18 protein-coding genes are annotated in these 17,519 nt (G+C 57.1%); 6 read left to right on the plus strand and 12 right to left on the minus strand.

Translation table 11 applies throughout. The features are described 5' to 3' along the window. Positions 1-60: 60 nt before the first annotated feature. Positions 61-819 carry an alpha/beta fold hydrolase gene (locus tag JOE29_RS14985; RefSeq protein ID WP_004404766.1) on the minus strand — a complete coding sequence of 253 codons (759 nt, stop codon included), beginning with the start codon at positions 817-819 and terminating at the stop codon, positions 61-63. 316 nt (positions 820-1,135) lie between these two features. On the opposite strand from JOE29_RS14985, the gene JOE29_RS14990 reads away from it, so the two are divergent. Continuing rightward, complete coding sequence (locus JOE29_RS14990) at positions 1,136-1,672, plus strand: RNA polymerase factor sigma-70 (RefSeq protein ID WP_003319375.1); 537 nt, start codon at positions 1,136-1,138, stop codon at positions 1,670-1,672. A 77-nt stretch (positions 1,673-1,749) separates the two neighbouring features. On the opposite strand, the gene JOE29_RS14995 is transcribed toward JOE29_RS14990, so the two are convergent. Then, the gene (locus JOE29_RS14995) at positions 1,750-2,274 is read right to left on the minus strand and encodes an SgcJ/EcaC family oxidoreductase (RefSeq protein ID WP_003304408.1); all 525 of its coding nucleotides are present in this window, start codon (positions 2,272-2,274) and stop codon (positions 1,750-1,752) included. Between the two features lie 193 nt (positions 2,275-2,467). On the opposite strand from JOE29_RS14995, the gene JOE29_RS15000 reads away from it, so the two are divergent. From JOE29_RS15000 to JOE29_RS15015, 4 genes are read left to right on the plus strand one after another with little or no spacing between them, the layout of a single operon-like run. Next, entirely contained in the window at positions 2,468-3,652 is a 1,185-nt protein-coding gene (locus JOE29_RS15000) for a sensor histidine kinase (protein ID WP_058445430.1), read from the plus strand. After that, entirely contained in the window at positions 3,649-4,317 is a 669-nt protein-coding gene (locus JOE29_RS15005; RefSeq protein WP_024665224.1) for a response regulator transcription factor, read from the plus strand. The genes JOE29_RS15000 and JOE29_RS15005 overlap by 4 nt, the downstream gene beginning before the upstream one ends. After that, positions 4,314-6,653: an ATP-binding protein gene (locus JOE29_RS15010; RefSeq protein ID WP_004418354.1), complete on the plus strand. Its 2,340-nt coding sequence runs from the start codon at positions 4,314-4,316 to the stop codon at positions 6,651-6,653. Before JOE29_RS15005 ends, JOE29_RS15010 begins: the two co-directional genes overlap by 4 nt. Next, positions 6,650-7,114, plus strand: a complete 465-nt coding sequence (locus JOE29_RS15015; RefSeq protein ID WP_003406975.1) for a response regulator — start codon at positions 6,650-6,652, stop codon at positions 7,112-7,114. The genes JOE29_RS15010 and JOE29_RS15015 overlap by 4 nt, the downstream gene beginning before the upstream one ends. Here JOE29_RS15015 and JOE29_RS15020 read toward each other — a convergent pair whose 3' ends face one another. From JOE29_RS15020 to JOE29_RS15065, 10 genes are all read right to left on the minus strand, one after another. Continuing rightward, entirely contained in the window at positions 7,115-7,546 is a 432-nt protein-coding gene (locus JOE29_RS15020; RefSeq protein WP_044311627.1) for a universal stress protein, read from the minus strand. 111 nt (positions 7,547-7,657) lie between these two features. Then, positions 7,658-8,677, minus strand: a complete 1,020-nt coding sequence (gene dusA / locus JOE29_RS15025) for a tRNA dihydrouridine(20/20a) synthase DusA (RefSeq protein WP_122220050.1) — start codon at positions 8,675-8,677, stop codon at positions 7,658-7,660. A gap of 240 nt (positions 8,678-8,917) precedes the next feature. Continuing rightward, positions 8,918-9,841: a LysR family transcriptional regulator gene (locus JOE29_RS15030; protein WP_058445426.1), complete on the minus strand. Its 924-nt coding sequence runs from the start codon at positions 9,839-9,841 to the stop codon at positions 8,918-8,920. 283 nt (positions 9,842-10,124) lie between these two features. After that, positions 10,125-10,571 carry a cupin domain-containing protein gene (locus tag JOE29_RS15035; protein ID WP_044311631.1) on the minus strand — a complete coding sequence of 149 codons (447 nt, stop codon included), beginning with the start codon at positions 10,569-10,571 and terminating at the stop codon, positions 10,125-10,127. A 7-nt stretch (positions 10,572-10,578) separates the two neighbouring features. Further along, a complete protein-coding gene (locus JOE29_RS15040; protein ID WP_024649018.1) occupies positions 10,579-11,289 on the minus strand; it encodes an iron-containing redox enzyme family protein in 711 nt (236 codons plus the stop codon). Further along, on the minus strand, positions 11,289-12,557 hold the full coding sequence (gene ectB / locus JOE29_RS15045; protein WP_161806252.1) for a diaminobutyrate--2-oxoglutarate transaminase: 1,269 nt from the start codon (positions 12,555-12,557) through the stop codon (positions 11,289-11,291). The genes JOE29_RS15040 and ectB overlap by 1 nt, the downstream gene beginning before the upstream one ends. Before the next feature lie 41 nt (positions 12,558-12,598). Then, positions 12,599-13,258, minus strand: coding sequence for a GNAT family N-acyltransferase (locus JOE29_RS15050; RefSeq protein WP_210079663.1), 660 nt, complete (start codon positions 13,256-13,258; stop codon positions 12,599-12,601). Next, positions 13,233-14,456 carry an MFS transporter gene (locus JOE29_RS15055; RefSeq protein WP_074953611.1) on the minus strand — a complete coding sequence of 408 codons (1,224 nt, stop codon included), beginning with the start codon at positions 14,454-14,456 and terminating at the stop codon, positions 13,233-13,235. The genes JOE29_RS15050 and JOE29_RS15055 overlap by 26 nt, the downstream gene beginning before the upstream one ends. A 43-nt stretch (positions 14,457-14,499) precedes the next feature. After that, positions 14,500-15,429, minus strand: a complete 930-nt coding sequence (locus JOE29_RS15060; protein ID WP_032660524.1) for a ThiF family adenylyltransferase — start codon at positions 15,427-15,429, stop codon at positions 14,500-14,502. 15 nt (positions 15,430-15,444) lie between these two features. Continuing rightward, entirely contained in the window at positions 15,445-16,554 is a 1,110-nt protein-coding gene (locus tag JOE29_RS15065) for an alpha/beta fold hydrolase (RefSeq protein WP_245226708.1), read from the minus strand. Between the two features lie 143 nt (positions 16,555-16,697). Between JOE29_RS15065 and JOE29_RS15070 the strand changes: the two genes are divergently transcribed. Continuing rightward, positions 16,698-17,513: an isocitrate lyase/phosphoenolpyruvate mutase family protein gene (locus JOE29_RS15070; RefSeq protein ID WP_032660517.1), complete on the plus strand. Its 816-nt coding sequence runs from the start codon at positions 16,698-16,700 to the stop codon at positions 17,511-17,513. Positions 17,514-17,519: the final 6 nt, after the last annotated feature.

Consider the following 17,519-nt stretch of genomic DNA (forward strand, 5'->3'; position numbering starts at 1 on the left):
AATCTGAATTTCAAAAAAGACGCGCGCCCTGCAAGGAGGTCGCGCGCGGAGCAAACAGGGTCAACCGGCGGCCCGGTTCATGTGCCGTGACGCGCTGTTGCGCCAGCGTGTCAGGTGCTGTTCGCAATAGCGTCGCAGCAGACGGAGCAGCTGCGTTTGCTCGTCGACCAGATAAAAGTGATGGCCCTCGAACATGTCCAGAGAGAAGCCGGTGCAGGTCTCTTCCTGCCAGTCGAGCAGCTGCTCGACGCTGATGCTGTCCTGCTTGCCGCCAAATACATGGATCGGCACGCTGAGCGGCTCGCGCTTGCCATACACAAAGCTGCCGCAGAGCAGAAAATCGGCGCGCAGGATCGGCAGCATCAACTGCATGAGCTCCTGGTTGGTGATGACGTTTTCGCTGGTGCCTTTTAATGTGCGCAATCGGTCGAGCAGTTGCGCATCAGTCTTCGCAGTGGCGTATTCGCTGACATCGCGGCGCACCGGGCCGGCAGTCGCCGATGCGAACAGCGCCAGCGGCGCAGGCAGGCCGCGCTCGCGCAAGACGTGCGCCAGCTCAAAGGCCAGCAGCCCGCCCAGACTGTGGCCAAACAGCGCATAGGGCTTGTCCAGGTCGGCACTGATCTCGTCGGCCAGATGACTGGCCAGCTGCACGATGTCGGTCTGCAAGGGCTCGTCCATGCGCATGCCACGGCCGGGAAGCTCCAGCGGGCGCACGTTCAGCCACTCCGGCAATTTGCGCCGCCAGGGGCTGTAGAACATCGCGCTGGCCCCGGAATAAGGCAGACAGAACAGCGTCAGGCTCACCGGCGTGCTCATATCGAAACCGTCCGGCTGTGGGCGCGGGTGTAAAAGCGGCGATGCGCGTGATCGAAACGCATGGGGTTCTCCTGAGGTATTCCCTGGCCGCAACCGTGGTCGGGCATGTCACCAATGAGAACGGATGGCGTCTGCAAATAATTAGGCGGATGCACGCGGCGGGGACAGGCACGACGAAAGCGTCCTTTTAAAGTGCGCTGATTGGCTTTCGCATTTGACAATAATTATCATTAAGGCTAATTTGTCGCCCCATGTGACGGTGCTGCCCCCTCCATGCGGCCCTCCCCTCCATTGTTAAAGCAGCAAGGTGAATTCCATGACGGAACACGTAATCACAAGTAAGTGCGACTCACCCTTACTCCAGGCATTCGTCGATAACTACTTGCTGCTGGTCAAGATTGCGGCCCGCATCGTGGGCTGCCGCTCACGCGCCGAAGACGTCGTGCAGGATGCCTTTTTCAGACTGCGCTCGGCACCTCAGGCCACGCTGACCTTCAAGGCACAGCTCAGTTACCTGTTTCAGATCGTGCGCAACCTGGCCATCGATCATTACCGCAAACAGGCGCTGGAACAGAAATACACCGGCCCGGAGGCCGAGGGGCTGAACGTGGTGATTCAGGGTGCCTCGCCAGAAATCTCGCATATCAATTTCTCCAGCCTGGAGAAAATTGCCGACGCCCTGACCGAGCTGCCGCCCCGCACCCGCTATGCGTTCGAGATGTACCGCCTGCACGGCGTGCCGCAAAAAGACATCGCCAAGGAACTGGGTGTGTCGCCAACGCTGGTCAACTTCATGATCCGCGATGCGCTGATTCATTGCCGCAAGGTCAATGGCGCCCAGGCTGAAGCCTGATTGCGAGCGGTTCAGGCAGGCAAAAAAATCCGGAGCATTGGCTCCGGATTTTTGTTTTCAGCCTGGCGGGCGACAGATCAGCGGCTGACCTGATACTCGGGCTGCACTTCCGGCATCGCCGAGGAGTGGTGGTTGAGAATCTTCCACTCGTTGCCGACGCGGTGGTAGAGAAACGAATAACGTGCCTGCACCTTGGTCTTTTTGCCGTCCGGCGCCGTCAGGGTGAAGGTGTAAACACCGTTGTCCGCAGCGGCATCAGGCCCCAGGCGACGAATCTCCCGGTAGTTGATCTCGCCAACCGGCTTGAGCGCCAGGAACTTATCGAAGTAATCTTTGATCTCTGCCGGAGTGGCACGCACCTTGTTGGAGACCGTAGGCTGCAGGACAGCGTCCGACGCGTACAACGATGCGACGGTAGTGGAGTTTCCGGTCTGCAGGGCTTTGTTCCAGCGATCAAACAGACCGGCGATTTCCTTGTCGTTCACATTGTTTGGCGTCTCGGCCACCATGCGGTAGGTGTAGCCGGACGGCTCGGCAGCAGCTTGAACCATCGGTGCACTTACAGCCAGCAACAGGGCCAGGGCGGTCAATTTCGTTTTCATCGCTACTCTCCTACGGGGATCTGTTCAGGGATTCAGTGAGTGCCACTTTGCCCTCCCCGCCACGGCTCGCCATCGGCCAACCGGGGTTAACTGTGTATGCCGATCGGCAGATAGGCGTCACCTCCTGATACAGTTCTAATAGCCTGACTTCTGTTTATGCCCGCGCGGGCATCAACCCTCGCTGGAGCACCCCATGCAAAGTCCTCCCCATGATCCGGCAAGCGCACTGGCCATCCGTAACCAGTATCGCCAGTCGCAAAGCCGCGCCGCACGTCTTCGCCTGCTGGTGGATACCGGTCAGGAGCTGACCCATCTGCCACCTCAGGCCATGCGCCAGTGCGTGCTGCAACGCGCGTGCGCATTCGTAGCCATGGACCATGGCCTGCTGCTGGAATGGAGTGCCGACAACGGTGTGCAGACCACCGCCAGCCATGGCAGTGCAGAACGCCTCGCCACGCTTGAAACCGCTGCCGACCCATTGGCCATCGGCCCGCAGTGGCTGGAGCGGCCCGATACTGCCCTGCCGTGCATGCTGCTGTTACCGTTGCGCGGCGCCGACGAAGGGTCTTTTGGCACCCTGCTGCTGGCCAACAGCGTGGGCATCAATGCGCCGGACAACGAAGACATCGAGTCGCTGCAATTGCTGGCGACGTTGCTGGCGGCGCACCTGGAAAACAATCGGCTGCTCGACGCGCTGGTGGTCAGAGAGCAGACCATGTCCGAACTGGTCCGCCAGTTGTTCACCGCTCAGGAAGACGAGCGCAAACGCATGGCCTACGACCTGCATGATGGTCTGGCTCAGACCCTGGCCGGTCTGCACCAGCGATTGCAGGGTTTTGCCGGTCGCTGTCCGGCGCTGCCTGCGCCACTGGACGCCGATCTGCAAGCCATTCTCAAACTGGCGCAGCACTGCGTGGGTGAAGGTCGACAACTGATCAGCGGTCTGCGTCCTAGCGTGCTCGACGATTTCGGTCTGCTGCAGGCGGTCGACAAGGAAGCCGACCGGTTGCGCGAAGCGGGAGTCGCGGTGCATTGGCGCTCGCGCTCCCTGACCCGCCTGCCCAGCCATCTGGAAATCGCCCTGTTCCGTATTGCCCAGGAAGGCATCAACAATGTGCTCAAACACGCCAGTGCAGGCCGCGTAGAATTGGCCTTGGAACTGAGTGAAGAGCACATTTCACTGCTGCTGGAAGACAACGGCAGTGGCTTCATCACCCAAAAACCGTTTAATGGCAAAGGCGTCCAGAAACTGGGCCTGGTGGCCATGCAGGAGCGCGCCAGCCTCCTCGGCGGCCGTCTGACCTGCGTCAGTCGGCCCGGGCACGGCACCCGACTGCGCGCCATCGTTCCTTTTACCGCAGACAAGGCAATGACATGACAGACACTGTGCGACTGGTTTTAGCGGACGATCATGAAGTGACGCGTACCGGGTTCGTCTCGCTTCTGGCGGGGCATCCGGAATTCGAAGTGGTCGGTCAGGCAGCCGACGGCCAGCAAGCCATCGATCTGTGCCTGGAACTGCAACCGGACATCGCCATCCTCGACATTCGTATGCCGATACTCAACGGGCTGGGCGCTGCGCGGATTCTCCAACAGCGCATGCCGGGGCTGAAAGTGGTGATTTTCACCATGGATGACAGCACCGATCACCTGGAAGCCGCGATCAGTGCCGGTGCCGTGGGCTACCTGCTCAAGGATGCCAGCCGCGACGAAGTGATCGACGGCCTGCAAAGGGTGGCGCGTGGTGAAGAGGCACTGAACAGCGCCGTCAGCGCGCGCCTGCTGCGGCGCATGACCGAACGCAACACCAGTGGCGCAGCCCTGCCGGAAACCCTCACCCCGCGTGAGCGCCAGGTACTCGGCCTGGTAGCGGGCGGCTTCAGCAATCGGGAAATAGGCGAAAAGCTTGGCATCACAACCGGCACAGCCAAGGCCCACGTGGAAAAGGTCATCGGCAAACTCGGCGCCTCGGACCGCACGCAGGCTGCCGTACGCGGTGTGGCACTGGGGCTGGTGAGTCAATCGACGAGCGACTGGCAATGACGGCACACGCCAGCAGTCGCTGGGAAGACCTTCCGCTACGCGGCAAGGCGCTGGTGGCCATTTCGCTGCCACTGACGATTCTCATGTTCTCGCTGGTGCTGATTTATATCGCCGAGCGCCAGACCGCTCGGGCGGAGGAAGATGTACGGCGTGTGCTGCTCGTGCAAGGCGACATCCAGACCCTCCACACCCAGATCGCAGAAGGCGCGGCCAGCGTACGTGGCTACCTGCTGACTCACAGGGAAGACTTCCTGCCTGGCTACCTCAACGCGCAACCGCTGATCGAGGCGGCGCTGACGCGGCTCAACACCAATGTGCGTGACGGGCAGATGCGCGAACACCTGAAAGCCATCGAGCCGCTGATCAACACCAAGGTCGAAGGCCTGGGAAAACTGCGCTCTATGAATAGGCAAGATCAGGAAACCGTCGCCCGCATCCTGATCGAAAACAAGTACGTGCTCGACCAGTTGCGCGAACGCATCGGCATCATGCGCGAGCGTGAAGACGCGCTGCTCGCCGAACGCACCGAGGCTGCCGCAGCCACCCGCGAGCGCCTGCTGCTGTCGACCCTGCTGGCAGCGGCCTGCGGAATCTTCGGTGCCATCCTTGCGGTGCTGATGCTGTCCAAGGGCATCGTCGCCAGGGTGCATCAGGTGCAACGCAACGCGCAGCGTCTGGCGCTCGGGCATCCGCTGCTGCCCCAGCCGCCTGAAAAGGATGAAATCGGCCAGCTCGGTACCCGGCTGGTCGAAGCCGGTCAGTTGCTCGCCGAACGCGAACGCGCTCTGCGCGACAACGAAGAGCGCTTGCGGCTGATCATCGAAGGCGTCAAGGACTACGGCATCTTCGCGCTGGACCGCAACGGCTACATCACCACCTGGAACGCAGGGGCCGAACGTATCAAGGGGTACACGGAGCAGGAGATCATCGGCCAGCACTTTTCTGTGTTCTATCTGCAACAGGAGTGTCCGCAACACCCCGACATGGCGCTGCATGAGGCCACCGTCAATGGCCGGTATACCGAAGAAGGCTGGCGCCAACGCAAGGATGGCAGCCGTTTCTGGGCCAGTGTGGTGATCACCGCGCAATACGACAGCAATGACGAGCTGCGCGGTTTCTCCAAGATCACCCGTGACATCAGTGATCGTCGCGTTGCCGAAATTGCCTTGGGCACTGCGCGCGAGGAAGCCGAACGCGCCAGCCGGGCCAAAAGTGAATTCCTGTCGCGCATGAGCCATGAACTGCGCACGCCGCTGAACTCGATTCTGGGCTTTGCCCAGTTGCTGGACATGGACTCCCCCGCCAGCCAGCGCCCGCAAATCGGTCATATTCTGCGGGCGGGCCAGCATCTGCTGAAGCTGATCAATGAAGTGCTCGACATCGCCAGAATCGAAGCCGGGCATGTTTCCCTGATCCTCGAGCCCGTATCCCTGTCGAGCGTGCTTGAAGAAGCGCTGGTGCTGGTCTCGCCGATGGCTGCCGACGCCAACATCGAATTGAAGCCCTTGCCGAACCTGCCTGACGAGATCGGCGTGGTGGCTGACCGCCAGCGCTTGATTCAGGTGTTGCTGAACCTGCTGTCCAACGCCATCAAATACAACCGGCCCGCCGGCCAGGTGCGGATTGAAATCGAGCAGACCGCCGAGCAGGTGACGGTCAGCGTAGTGGACACTGGCTACGGGATTGCGCCAGAGCGTATCGGGCAGCTGTTCAAACCGTTCGAACGCCTGGACGCCAACCCGAGTGTCGAAGGGACCGGGCTGGGACTGGCGCTGAGCAAAAGCATGCTGGAGATGATGCACGGCACGCTTTCCGTACAGAACACGCCGGACGAAGGCTGCCGGTTCATACTGGCGCTGCCGTTTGTGCGGGTGCAGCCGCCTGCCGCTAAACTGCCCCGTCAAGCTGAAACTTCCCTTGAGATAAAGCCTGATGCACGCTCACCTGCCCGCCCGGTCTATCATGGCAAGCTGCTGTGCATCGAAGACAACCTGTCGAGCATGGCCTTGATTGAAACGCTGCTGCAACGTAGACCCGGTATCCAGTTGCTGTCGAGCATGCAGGGCCAACTGGGGCTGGACCTGGCGCGCCAGCATGCGCCACAGCTGATTCTTCTCGACCTCAACCTCCCGGACATCAAAGGGCTTGAGGTGCTGCAACGTCTGCGCCACTTGCCGGCCACCGCCCACACGCCCGTGCTGATGATCACTGCCGACACCAGTGATAAAGCCCATCGCGAACTGAAACAGGCCGGCGCCACGGCCATTGTGATCAAACCCATCCAGGTGCCAGTGTTCCTTGCCCTCCTGGACCAGTATTTACCGGAGCCCACATGACCGGCGACTTTCGCATTCTGATCATCGATGACCAACGGCCCAACCTTGATCTGATGGAGCAACTGCTTGCCCGCGAGGGGCTGACCAATGTCCTGAGCAGCACCGAGCCGTTACGTACGCTGGACCTGTTCAACAGCTTCGAGCCCGACCTAGTTGTGCTCGATCTGCACATGCCCGAATTCGATGGCTTCGCGGTGCTGGAGCAGCTCAACCGGCGCATACCGGCCAATGACTACCTGCCGATCATGGTCCTGACCGCCGACGCGACACGCGATACCCGCCTGCGCGCCCTGGCGCTGGGCGCGCGGGATTTCATCAGCAAGCCGCTGGATGCCCTGGAAACCATGCTGCGCATCTGGAACCTGCTGGAGACCCGCGCGCTGTATAAATCGCTGCGCGAGCTGGTGCCTGCGGAAAATATCGAACTGCTGCGCCAGCCGCGCACGCTGGCGCAGCAGTGATTATTTGATCAGCGTCACCGGCACCGATGCTTCATGGATCACCCGCGTGGCCACGGAGCCCAGCAGCAGGCCACCAAAGTTGCCGAGCCCGCGGGTGCCCATGACCACGGCGTCGCAGTCGAGTCGCTGAACTGCGGCCTCGACCTGTTCGGCCACATTACCCAGATCGACGTGGGCCAGAAACGGCACACCAGCAGCAGTCAACAACGCAACCGCATCAGCCAGCACCCGCTTGCCTTCATTGGTCAGGCCGGCCTTGACGCCATCAATCATGTCGGGAGCCAGATAAAGGCTGTAATCGATGGGGCTGGCCTGCACATTCAGGATATGTACCTCGAGCGACTTGGTGAGCTCGCCAGACAACTCGATGACATAGCCCAGGGCACGCATGGCGTGCTCGGAGCCGTCGAAAGGAACCAGGACTTTGTGCATGGGCGTTTTCCTTGTTGGATTATGCGCTCAACATAACCGCAGCCCGATAACGCCGCTACTGGAATAAGCGGTTCCTTTGATTCAGCTCAGATCAACGCACGGCACAGGCGATCAATGCCCCTGCAGAAACGCCGCGGCCTGATCCAGCAACAGCATCGGGTTTTCGGCCTTGTGTATGTCAACCGACAGCAACTGACGGAAGCGTCGCGCGCCAGGGAAACCCAGGCCAAGACCGAGCATATGCCGGGTGACGTGGTGCATGTTGCCGCCGCTGGCAATGTGCGCCGCAATGTACGGCCGCATCGACTCCAACGCATCGTAACGACTGATGACCGGCGCAGTGCTGCCGAACAACTGCTGGTCCACATGCGCCAGCAAATAGGGATTGTGATAAGCCTCACGCCCCAGCATCACACCATCGAACGCCTGCAAATGCTCACTGCACTGCTCCAGCGTCTTGATGCCGCCGTTGAGCACAATCTCCAGATCGGGAAAGTCAGACTTCAACTGCGCGACCACGTCATAACGCAATGGCGGGATATCGCGGTTTTCCTTGGGAGACAGCCCTTCGAGAATCGCGATACGCGCGTGAACCGTGAAACTCTGGCAACCCGCCTCCTGAACCTTGCCGACGAAATCACACAACTCGGCGTAGCTGTCACGGCCATTGATACCGATCCGTTGCTTGACCGTGACCGGAATACCAACCGCATCGCGCATCGCCTTCACACAATCCGCCACCAGCTCAGGATGCGCCATCAGGCACGCACCGATCATGTTGTTCTGCACCCGGTCACTCGGGCAACCGACGTTCAGATTGACCTCGTCATACCCCGCCTCTTCCGCCAGACGCGAACACGCAGCCAGATCCGCCGCCGTACTGCCACCCAGCTGCAATGCCAGCGGATGCTCGCTTTCATCATGCCGCAGGAACCGCTCACGGTCGCCATGCAGCAAGGCACCGGTGGTGACCATCTCGGTGTAGAGCAAGGCATGCTTTGAGAGCTTGCGCATGAAGTAGCGGCAATGGTGGTCGGTCCAGTCCATCATCGGGGCGACGGAGAAGCGGCGGGACACTGTTGCAAGCGGATCGCCTATGTTTGCTGAGGCTTCGTTGTTTTCGATGTTCATGTGGATTGGTCTTTTACGCGGCGGGTTATCGCCATCCCTTAGCTGGCCTCAACAACATGCATCATTGAGAGGCGGTCAGCGAGAAAATGGCTCAATTGAATCGAGCGATGCGCGGGACCACACAGTGGCCCGCACGCAGAGACGCGGTCAATCGGGAACGGCCGATAGTTTATCAGGAAAGCGACAGTTCTGATGACGTGCTGATTCGCAGCCGGATTTCAGGCACAGGAATTTAACGCGTCAAAAAGCCCCAACGGCAAAGGCATTTTCCGGGAGCGCTTTTCCAAGGATATTCTGCTCGCAGACAGCATTAACGCTCCTCACAATGCTGGTGCTTATTCTGGAAAGGACAGCTTTGGAAATGCGATCGTCGCTGTAGAGGACAGACATCCGTATGGCGGGCAATGCGGGAAGCAGCGAGCTTGTGATAATGGGCGTATCGCCCGGAATGAGTGATAACTCGCCCACGCCGATACCTACACCAGCACTGATGGCATTGAAAACGGCAAAATTGGACTCTGATGTGAATCGTATCTCGGACGCCATCCCGGCAAACTGCAAGGATTGGACAGAGACCTCTCGGCATATACAACCATCGGGAAAATGCACCAACGGTATCGGATGCCCTGCCCTGATCAGCCTGGCATCGCCGATCCAGTGCAGTTCTTCACGCCTGATGTATTCAGAATGCTCCATGACCCGAGATTCCGGCACTGCGACAACGGCCATGTCCAGTAGACCCTGGTCGACGTCGTCTATCAATAACGACGACGTCTTGCAGACCAGCTTTATCTTGAGATCGGGGTTTGATCGAGACAGGGCTTTTACAATCCCGTGAAGGAAAAAGAGTGCGTAATCATCCGGCATGCCCAGACGCAATTCGCTATCAGGGTTCTTGTTCTTCAAGCGGAACAGATTGTCCTGCATGGCGAGAATCTTTTCAGCGGCCGCCAATACTTCTTCGCCAATGACCGTCAGCCGAAAACCGTCGTCGCCTCTGACGAACAATTTCAGTTCCAGAAGTGCTTCCAGCTTTTTTATCTGCATGCTGATGGCAGGTGGAGTTTTGCACAGCGCAACCGCAGACCGCGTGATACTTCGAGTTTCGCTCACCGATTTGAACGTGCGCCAGAGGTGCGTATCAACATCAAAGATTCGAGACATCCGTTTTCCCTGTTTACCCGGTGCAAAGCGGATGGTCGACTTTGCTGACCGGGTGTTTTCCCGCTCCGGGGTTTTTCCACTGCACCCCGGCTTTCCTTCCCTCTATAGTTAGGCCATTTGGCGGGTATTCGCAAAGTATTCCTGAGCATCAGAGAAAATAGGGTTAAAAAACGGCGGGCTGAATCGATTTTCTGCGTTCCGATCATCTTTCTGACCGTTCATTTACGGATGAAAACTTCGGTACGTCCAGCCCCCCATCCGCGGCACGGATACCGAGCTTCGTTCAGGAAGCTTCCTCCCGCAACGCGACGCCAAGCGCCTGCAGCAGAGGTGTATTTTCGCAGGCGATGTACGTGACCTCTGCGTCCTCTGATGTATTAACGTGTTTGTGCCAACGCCAGACGGGAATATAAACGGCGTCTCCAGCTGTCCAGGCAACGAGCGTCTCTCCTACCATCGAAAAACCGGTGCCGGAAATAATATAGATGATGGTTTCATAGTTATGCCGATGCAGGCCCGACCCTTGCAGCGGCTGTAGCGCACCGAAGGTCATGCTTATCGACCTGGACGGCAGGTCGACAACATGAACTTCGTGCTTTCTTGTTTTGCTGAACGCGTCCAGCGTGGTTGTTCTGACGCCTTCATGTAACAGCGTGCCCACGTCCTCGCCAACGGCCAGACTGGTGGGAACATGCACGAAATCACTGGACGAAAAAGTATGGTTATTCATGCTCACCTCAAAGTTTATCGAGAAACTCAAGTCGCGCCTTGATCATCATGACGGCGGCGTGCCGGACTATTTCAAAACGAGTCGGTTTTTCCATCACCAGACGCGACAGAATCGCCAACAGGGTGTCCGCGTGACCATCGTCACATTCGATATGCAACGTGAAAAACCTGAGCCTCTCTGCAGCAACGCCCTGACCCGAGAAGCCAGTGACAATGTCACTGTACAGATGAGGAACAATGGCCTCGGCCCCCAGGCACAACGCCGAGAGTCCATAAATACCATTGGGCTGTTTGCAAAAGTTCATCATTGTATCGATGAGGTGCTGCGTGGAAGGAAGCGTGGCGTGCGCCTCCAGGTTCAGGTCGAAGGAGCACAACATCTCACGGTAGATAGCCGAATGAGTGGGTTCGGTGACTTCACCAAAACCCAGTTCTTCGAAAAGATTTTCGAACACTGCCAGAATATCTTCATCACCCTCAAGATGACTCATTAACTGGCAGATGTACCGCGTGAAATAACGGCTGTATTTTCCTTGTTGCACGAGAAAGTTCTTCAGCCGGTCTATCGGCATGCTTGCTGCACGGCACTGAACCAGAAAAGGATGATCGAAAACCTGCTGGATCAGTTCGTCTCTTAATTGTGCAAGCTCTTGCAGGATGAACTCATCGCCCAACGCACAGGCAGACAATGTACGGGTATCTCCAACCATTAAATCCATCAGGCAATCCCTCGCGATGATTCGTTGTGTAAGGTAGAAAGGTAGGCACGTTTCAAGATGTCCAGTCCGCGCTCTAGTACAGGCAGATCGATGGTCAGTGGCGGCATCAGCTTGAGCACTTCATTCAAGGGGCCACAGGTTTCCACAAGCAGACCTTGGGACAGGCATTCTGCAGACAGTCTGCTCGCGCGCCGTGAGTTGCCAAATCTCAATCCCATGAACAGCCCTCTCCCGACAATGCGGACAGCCTCGGGGGGTGAATGAGCAATTATTTTTTCCAGTGCAAGGCGCAGGACGGCGGAACGTTGCGCTATCGAGCGCTCGAACGCGTTGTCTTGCCAATAGCTCAGTGCCGCCGCAGCCGTCACGAATGCAGTGTTGTTTCCACGAAAGGTGCCATTGTGCTCACCGGGCGCCCACTGATCGTGCTCCGGTTTTATCAGCACCAGCGACATCGGCAGACCATAACCGCTGATGGACTTTGAAAGGCAAATGATGTCGGGGGATATATCGGCAGATTCAAAACTGAAAAACGTGCCCGTACGACCGCAACCGGCTTGAATATCGTCAATGATCAGCAGCGCACCTGAGGCCCGGCACAGCTGTTGAATTCTCTGTAACCATTGCGGCCGCGCGCAATTCAAACCGCCCTCGCCCTGCACAACTTCCAGAATAATGGCCGCCGGCGGCTCGAAACCTGCGCCTGCTGAGGAGAACATCGTTTCAATGATATGCGCGCTGTCAATGTCACGCCCCAGAAATCCGTCATAAGGTAGTCGAACGACGTTTGACAGCTCTACGCCAGAGACGGCTCTTTTATCGGCGTTGGCGGTCAGCGCCAGCGAGCCCAGCGTGACGCCGTGAAATGCATGGGTAAACGCAGCGATGCAAGTGCGTCCGGTGATCTTGCGGGCCAGCTTCAAGGCGGCCTCGATTGCATTGGTCCCCGTGGGCCCGGTGAACTGCAGTTTGTAGTTCATCCCCCGCGGCGTGAGGATAATCCGTTCGAACTGTTCGATAAACCGAGACTTCGCAGCGCTGTGAAAGTCCAGGGTGGTCGTGATGCCGTCCTGCTGAATATAGTCCAACAGCTCTTTTTTCAAACGCGGGTTATTGTGGCCATAGTTCAGTGATCCGGCCCCCGCAAAAAAGTCGATGAACTGCCGCCCCTCGACGTCTTCGATCACTGCGCCTTGCGCCGTCGCAAACACAACGTCACAGTCGCGACAATAAGAACGCACATTCGATTCACGCTCGTAGATAGCCATTGATGGGTTCATGCCTGCTTCCCTTGCCCAGAAAAATTAAACTACGCTCGCGCCATGATGTAATGGCCCAGGCTTTTCTCGGGCCCGTAAAATATCGACAGCATGTCCTTGATGTCCAAATGCAGAACCGTACACTCTGACGTTTCATGCAACTCGTCTCGAAAGCGAATGTTCAAGTCACGGAACCCCATGTGGGCCAGTGCTTTTATCGGTGTGTGCGGTGTATCGATAAAACAATTGGCAAGGACGTCGTGGTTTTTTTCTTTCAGGCAATACTGCAAAGCCGCTTTTACCAAGGCAGCAAAAATACCGTAGGGGTAAGCCGAAAATATCTGATCGCGGTGCCTGGCCGGAACCATGAGTCGCGCACATTCGATCAGCGCGCCTTGCGCGGTTGCCCGTATCCCGGAAATATCGGCAAAGTTGTCGATGGGCAGACCTTGGTCCCCGTCGATAATCATGCGCATGACCCCCACGGCGGCTCCCTCTTCGTCAGTGGCGAGCAAGTAGACCGAGTTGGCATGGTAGCGATCATTGCGAGGATCGGTGTCATCCCCGTCCAGCCAACCTAACTCCTCGCTATACACTTCCTGCCAAACAGCCTTGACCAGGGCGAGTTCGATATCAGAGTTTGCAAGTAACACGTTACCTTTGAAATCCTTCGACGTGGCATCGTCAAAGGACAGTGTCGATCCGTTCATGTTGTGCATTCCATAGCGTGTAGGTATAGGAAACTGCCATTATTGAAACAATCATTGCGACTGCACTGATGACACCTACGACGGGCGCTTCAACGAACTCGAGAAGTGTTCCCAGCAGGAAAGAACCTATCGGACTGCCCCCCATGAAAAACAACATCAGTAACGCTAACACCTGAGCTTTATTACCTGAAGGGGCATTTTCCTGAATCAGCGTCTGCCCCATGCTGAGGGCAATACCGCCCAGAAACCCCCAACTCAATACCCCTAAAAACAGAATCCACTCTGTGAGCACGGACGGGATAACCGCCAGCAGTAACGACGCGAGCAGGCAGGAACTGATCAGTGCCCGTAATTTATTTTCTATCCCGCCCTTGACGGTCAAGACAATGACGGAAGCGATCAACCCGACCATAAACACGATATTGAACAGCGCCAACAACGAGGCGTCGTACCCCGGCAACCGGGAAATATGTAGGGGCAGCATGACGAAAAACGAGCCCAGAAAGAACACACCGATCAGGCCGTTCAATAACAGTACCGGGAAGATGACCGGGTGCTGAATGGAAAACCGCAGCGCGGTACGGGTTTCAGCGATCAGGCCGGAATGAGGCTTGCTGGGCGTGGTCACCGAAATATAAGAGGCGGCCAAGGACGACATCCCGAACAGAAGCGACAACAACAAGAACATCAGACCGACGCCCACCTGCGGTGCAAAACCTCCAATGGCGAAACCCACTGTCTGAATCCCGAACTCAATCCCGATGTTTATAGTGACGATCTTTTGCAACTGTTTCTTGCCCAGTACATTCAAGTAAAGTTCTCTGGCGGGCGCACAAAAGGCCGACAGCACGCCAAAGGCCAACGCATACACCAGCACGTTGGCGTAGGTTATTGCGGACTGGTAGCTCCAGACGGCGAAGACCAATGCCGTCAGCGCGCCACCCAGGTACACGCAGACCAATAACCTGCGCACCGGTTTGCGATCGGCAACATAACCCCCATAGATCACCAGCAGCAGCACCGGCAACATCAGGCACATCTGGGCGATGCCAAATTGAAAGGCCGATGCATGAACGACGCTGATCAGTACCCAGGGCAGAAATACGCTTTGTATCCCCACACAAATGAACCACAGACTGGAGGCCAGGAGGAACCTGGAAATATTGTGCCGTTCCTGAGTATCGAGCACTTCGTTCACGGCGCCTTCCTCAAAGGGCTGGCCCCGATCGGGGCCAGCTGGTTCAATTGACATTGAAGTGTTTGCGATGCTCCTCGGGGTTTGCCCACGTGCCGTCGAATTCATAAATACCGTTGTCGAACGTAGAGCCGTCGAACCAGTAATACTTGGGCATGGGAGGAAGTTCGGTGCTGTACGGTGCGCCCTCCAGGTCGCAAAGCATCAGCGCTGAACGACAGAGAATCAGGTAGTGCGAGGCCGTCGGTGCCACGGAAAGAATAGGCACGTTTCCTGTCTCTTTCATCCAGCTGAAAATATCGGGAATGCTCGGAAAACGAGGCTGATAAGAGGCCTGGAGCATGACCAGCCTTTCGACCAGTTCAGGTGTCATCTGCGCCTCTTCCGGAATATCGTAAAAATCCTCCAGCGTCAGACCTGCCTTATCGAACTTGTAGATGTTGGCGCCCCAACCGACCACCGAGGATGCCAACAAGCCTTTGCACCTGGCTGAGTGACGGTACGCCCTGTGCAGTGCGTAGCGCTCGGCAATGCTGTAGAAGTCCATTTGATCCAGCACCAGATCACAGTCCTCTACAAACGCTTCAGCGGTGTGCTTCTGTATACCCTCAGGAAACACATCAACGCTCACGTCACCCGCCAGCCGGTGAACCAGTTCGGCAACTACCAATGCCTTGTTACGACCGACGGTTTCCACTGAAGCACCGAACTGTCGATTGATATTGCTGATTTCAAAAGAATCGGGATCGGCAATTTTGATATGCCTTACCCCCAACCGTGCCAGCCCGAGTGCCACGGCACCGCCAATACCCCCTGCGCCTGCGACGCCGACAACGGCATTGGAAAGCTTACCCTGATTGGCCATTTGCTCCAGTTTCGAATTGCCGAGAAAACAACCGCTGCGTGAAACCCGCTCGTTGTATACCTGCTCGTCGAAAACGCCTGGAAATTTAACAATGCGTGCTTTCTTCAACATGATCTGCTCCTTGCTTTAGTTGCGGCCGCCGCAAAAACTACAGGCCAGTGACAATCGGTTATATGAGCCTTCCAGAAAAACCCGTACTTCGCGATAGAGTTCGAAACGCTTTTTTTCAAATAACATGGCGTGGGTGCCTTTATCGATCAGCACGTACCGTTTACTGGAAGCATTGCTCAGGTGTGTGTACAGCCAGTCGATATCCGCCGCGGTGGTCAGCACATGATCATAATCCCCGCGTGTAATTAATACGGGCACCGTGATTGTGGCAGGGTCCCAATACACGCCATGCCAGGCATCGTAGATATCCTGGGCAAAGCCTCCGGGTACTTTAATCATGTTCTTTTGATGCGCTCTTTCCAGCGCCGCATCACCAGGCCAGTTTTTTATAAACCCTTGTTCAAGCTGCGTCTCGGTGCCCGCCGGACGGTCTTCTTCTATCATGGACAATCGCTTGTCGACCGGAATCTCATAAAAGCTCTTGTCGGGTCTTTCGGCACTGCCGAACAAGCCTCGGACAATCTCCGGGCTTGTGGTATCACGCCGGACGATGGGCGAGTTGAACACGACCTTGTCCACTTTTTCGCCGTGCGCGCTCAGGTAATACCCCACCGGTATCGCGCCCCTGGACGTGGCGATAATCGTCAGTTTTTTAGCACCGGTAAACTTCAATACATAGTCGACGGCGGCATCAATCACGGGCACCAGGCTTTTGGCATTGCCCACCGATTCACCGTTGGCGTGTGGACTGGCCTCGCGCATTTCCGAATAATCATCAGAACGACCATATCCGGGCAGGTCCACGACCCAGGCCTCGCGCCCTGAATTGGCGACGTCTTGGGCCCAGGAATAAACGTCTATGGCGTACCCGGCCGAGAGATTACCTGAAATGGTTGCGCCATGAATAAACAGAACAACTTGTGACTCTTTCATTGTTTGAGTGTGGGTCCCTTTCGGCGAATCACGCCAGAGGGCCATTTTCATCGCGTCAGTTTTTAGCGTGACGGTATGAACTTCCACACCGTCTATATTTGCGGCTGAACTGGCAGGCAGTGGCGCCGCGATCACCATTAAGGCGGTGGTACAGGACGCAATAAACAACGCAGCAGAAGCAATCCTTTTCATCAGTCGACGTCCTTGCGATAAAGTGGATAAAAGCATTCCACAGGGGCTGCGTGTTGTCTGTTCAAACTTTTTTAAGCCCCTTCACTTTTTTTTAATCATGCGTGCTGCGAAGAGGACTATGCTTGGCCATTCAGGGAGGCGCTATGAACACCAGCCAGGCATTCAGAAAGTTACATGAACGCGATGAGTTATTCGTCATGCCCAATGCTTGGTGTGAGGGAAGCGCGCGCCTCATTCAGCAGTTGGGCTACGCCAGCCTCGGCACCACCAGCGCGGGGATTGCCTATGCACAGGGCTACCGCGACTCATCTCCCTCGATGGACCATGAAGATCGCTTTGCGGCGATTGAGCGCATCGTTCGGGCAGTGGACATACCCGTGACGGCAGACCTGGAGAACGGTCTGGCGAAAACACTGGGCAAGGTCGAGGAGCATTTCAGAAGAGCCCTGACCGTCGGCTGCGCCGGTGCGTCCATTGAGGATATATCCGACTATCATGACCCGAACACACCGCTGTATTTCTCCATCGAAGAAGCGTGCGATCGGGTGCGCGCTGCCAGTGAGGCCGCCCACGCGCTCGATGCCGATTTCATCGTCACCGCCAGGACCGACTATCTGCTTGGAGCGCACGCGTATTCGTTGACCGAGGTTATTGAACGGCTGGTCGCGTTTGAAGAAGCTGGAGCCGATTGTCTGTTCGCACCCGGCGTGAAGTCGATCGAGGACCTTGAGGCGATTCAGAGAGCGATCAGCAAACCTCTCAACGTCCTGCCTGTTTTCGGTATGACGATTGACAGACTCAGGACAGTCGGCGTTCGCCGGGTCAGCCTGGGCAGCTCGCTGTTTCGTAACGCCTACCGGCAGATCTCCACTGTTTTACTTGGATTGGAAGAACCACAGGGACTGGATTTTCTTCAATCGGGGCTGAGTCTGAATCAGCTCGATGAGGTGATGCGTTAGCCAGGA

Source organism: Pseudomonas sp. PvP009 (genome assembly GCF_017832995.1).
Classification (GTDB): domain Bacteria; phylum Pseudomonadota; class Gammaproteobacteria; order Pseudomonadales; family Pseudomonadaceae; genus Aquipseudomonas; species Aquipseudomonas syringae.

Coding starts and splice junctions, on each gene's coding strand:
- JOE29_RS14985 (WP_004404766.1), bottom strand. CDS start 819: ATGAGCACGCCGGTGAGCCTGACGCTGTTCTGTCTGCCTTATTCCGGG.
- JOE29_RS14990 (WP_003319375.1), top strand. CDS start 1,136: ATGACGGAACACGTAATCACAAGTAAGTGCGACTCACCCTTACTCCAG.
- JOE29_RS14995 (WP_003304408.1), bottom strand. CDS start 2,274: ATGAAAACGAAATTGACCGCCCTGGCCCTGTTGCTGGCTGTAAGTGCA.
- JOE29_RS15000 (WP_058445430.1), top strand. CDS start 2,468: ATGCAAAGTCCTCCCCATGATCCGGCAAGCGCACTGGCCATCCGTAAC.
- JOE29_RS15005 (WP_024665224.1), top strand. CDS start 3,649: ATGACAGACACTGTGCGACTGGTTTTAGCGGACGATCATGAAGTGACG.
- JOE29_RS15010 (WP_004418354.1), top strand. CDS start 4,314: ATGACGGCACACGCCAGCAGTCGCTGGGAAGACCTTCCGCTACGCGGC.
- JOE29_RS15015 (WP_003406975.1), top strand. CDS start 6,650: ATGACCGGCGACTTTCGCATTCTGATCATCGATGACCAACGGCCCAAC.
- JOE29_RS15020 (WP_044311627.1), bottom strand. CDS start 7,546: ATGCACAAAGTCCTGGTTCCTTTCGACGGCTCCGAGCACGCCATGCGT.
- dusA (WP_122220050.1), bottom strand. CDS start 8,677: ATGAACATCGAAAACAACGAAGCCTCAGCAAACATAGGCGATCCGCTT.
- JOE29_RS15030 (WP_058445426.1), bottom strand. CDS start 9,841: ATGTCTCGAATCTTTGATGTTGATACGCACCTCTGGCGCACGTTCAAA.
- JOE29_RS15035 (WP_044311631.1), bottom strand. CDS start 10,571: ATGAATAACCATACTTTTTCGTCCAGTGATTTCGTGCATGTTCCCACC.
- JOE29_RS15040 (WP_024649018.1), bottom strand. CDS start 11,289: ATGGATTTAATGGTTGGAGATACCCGTACATTGTCTGCCTGTGCGTTG.
- ectB (WP_161806252.1), bottom strand. CDS start 12,557: ATGGCTATCTACGAGCGTGAATCGAATGTGCGTTCTTATTGTCGCGAC.
- JOE29_RS15050 (WP_210079663.1), bottom strand. CDS start 13,258: ATGAACGGATCGACACTGTCCTTTGACGATGCCACGTCGAAGGATTTC.
- JOE29_RS15060 (WP_032660524.1), bottom strand. CDS start 15,429: ATGTTGAAGAAAGCACGCATTGTTAAATTTCCAGGCGTTTTCGACGAG.
- JOE29_RS15065 (WP_245226708.1), bottom strand. CDS start 16,554: ATGAAAAGGATTGCTTCTGCTGCGTTGTTTATTGCGTCCTGTACCACC.
- JOE29_RS15070 (WP_032660517.1), top strand. CDS start 16,698: ATGAACACCAGCCAGGCATTCAGAAAGTTACATGAACGCGATGAGTTA.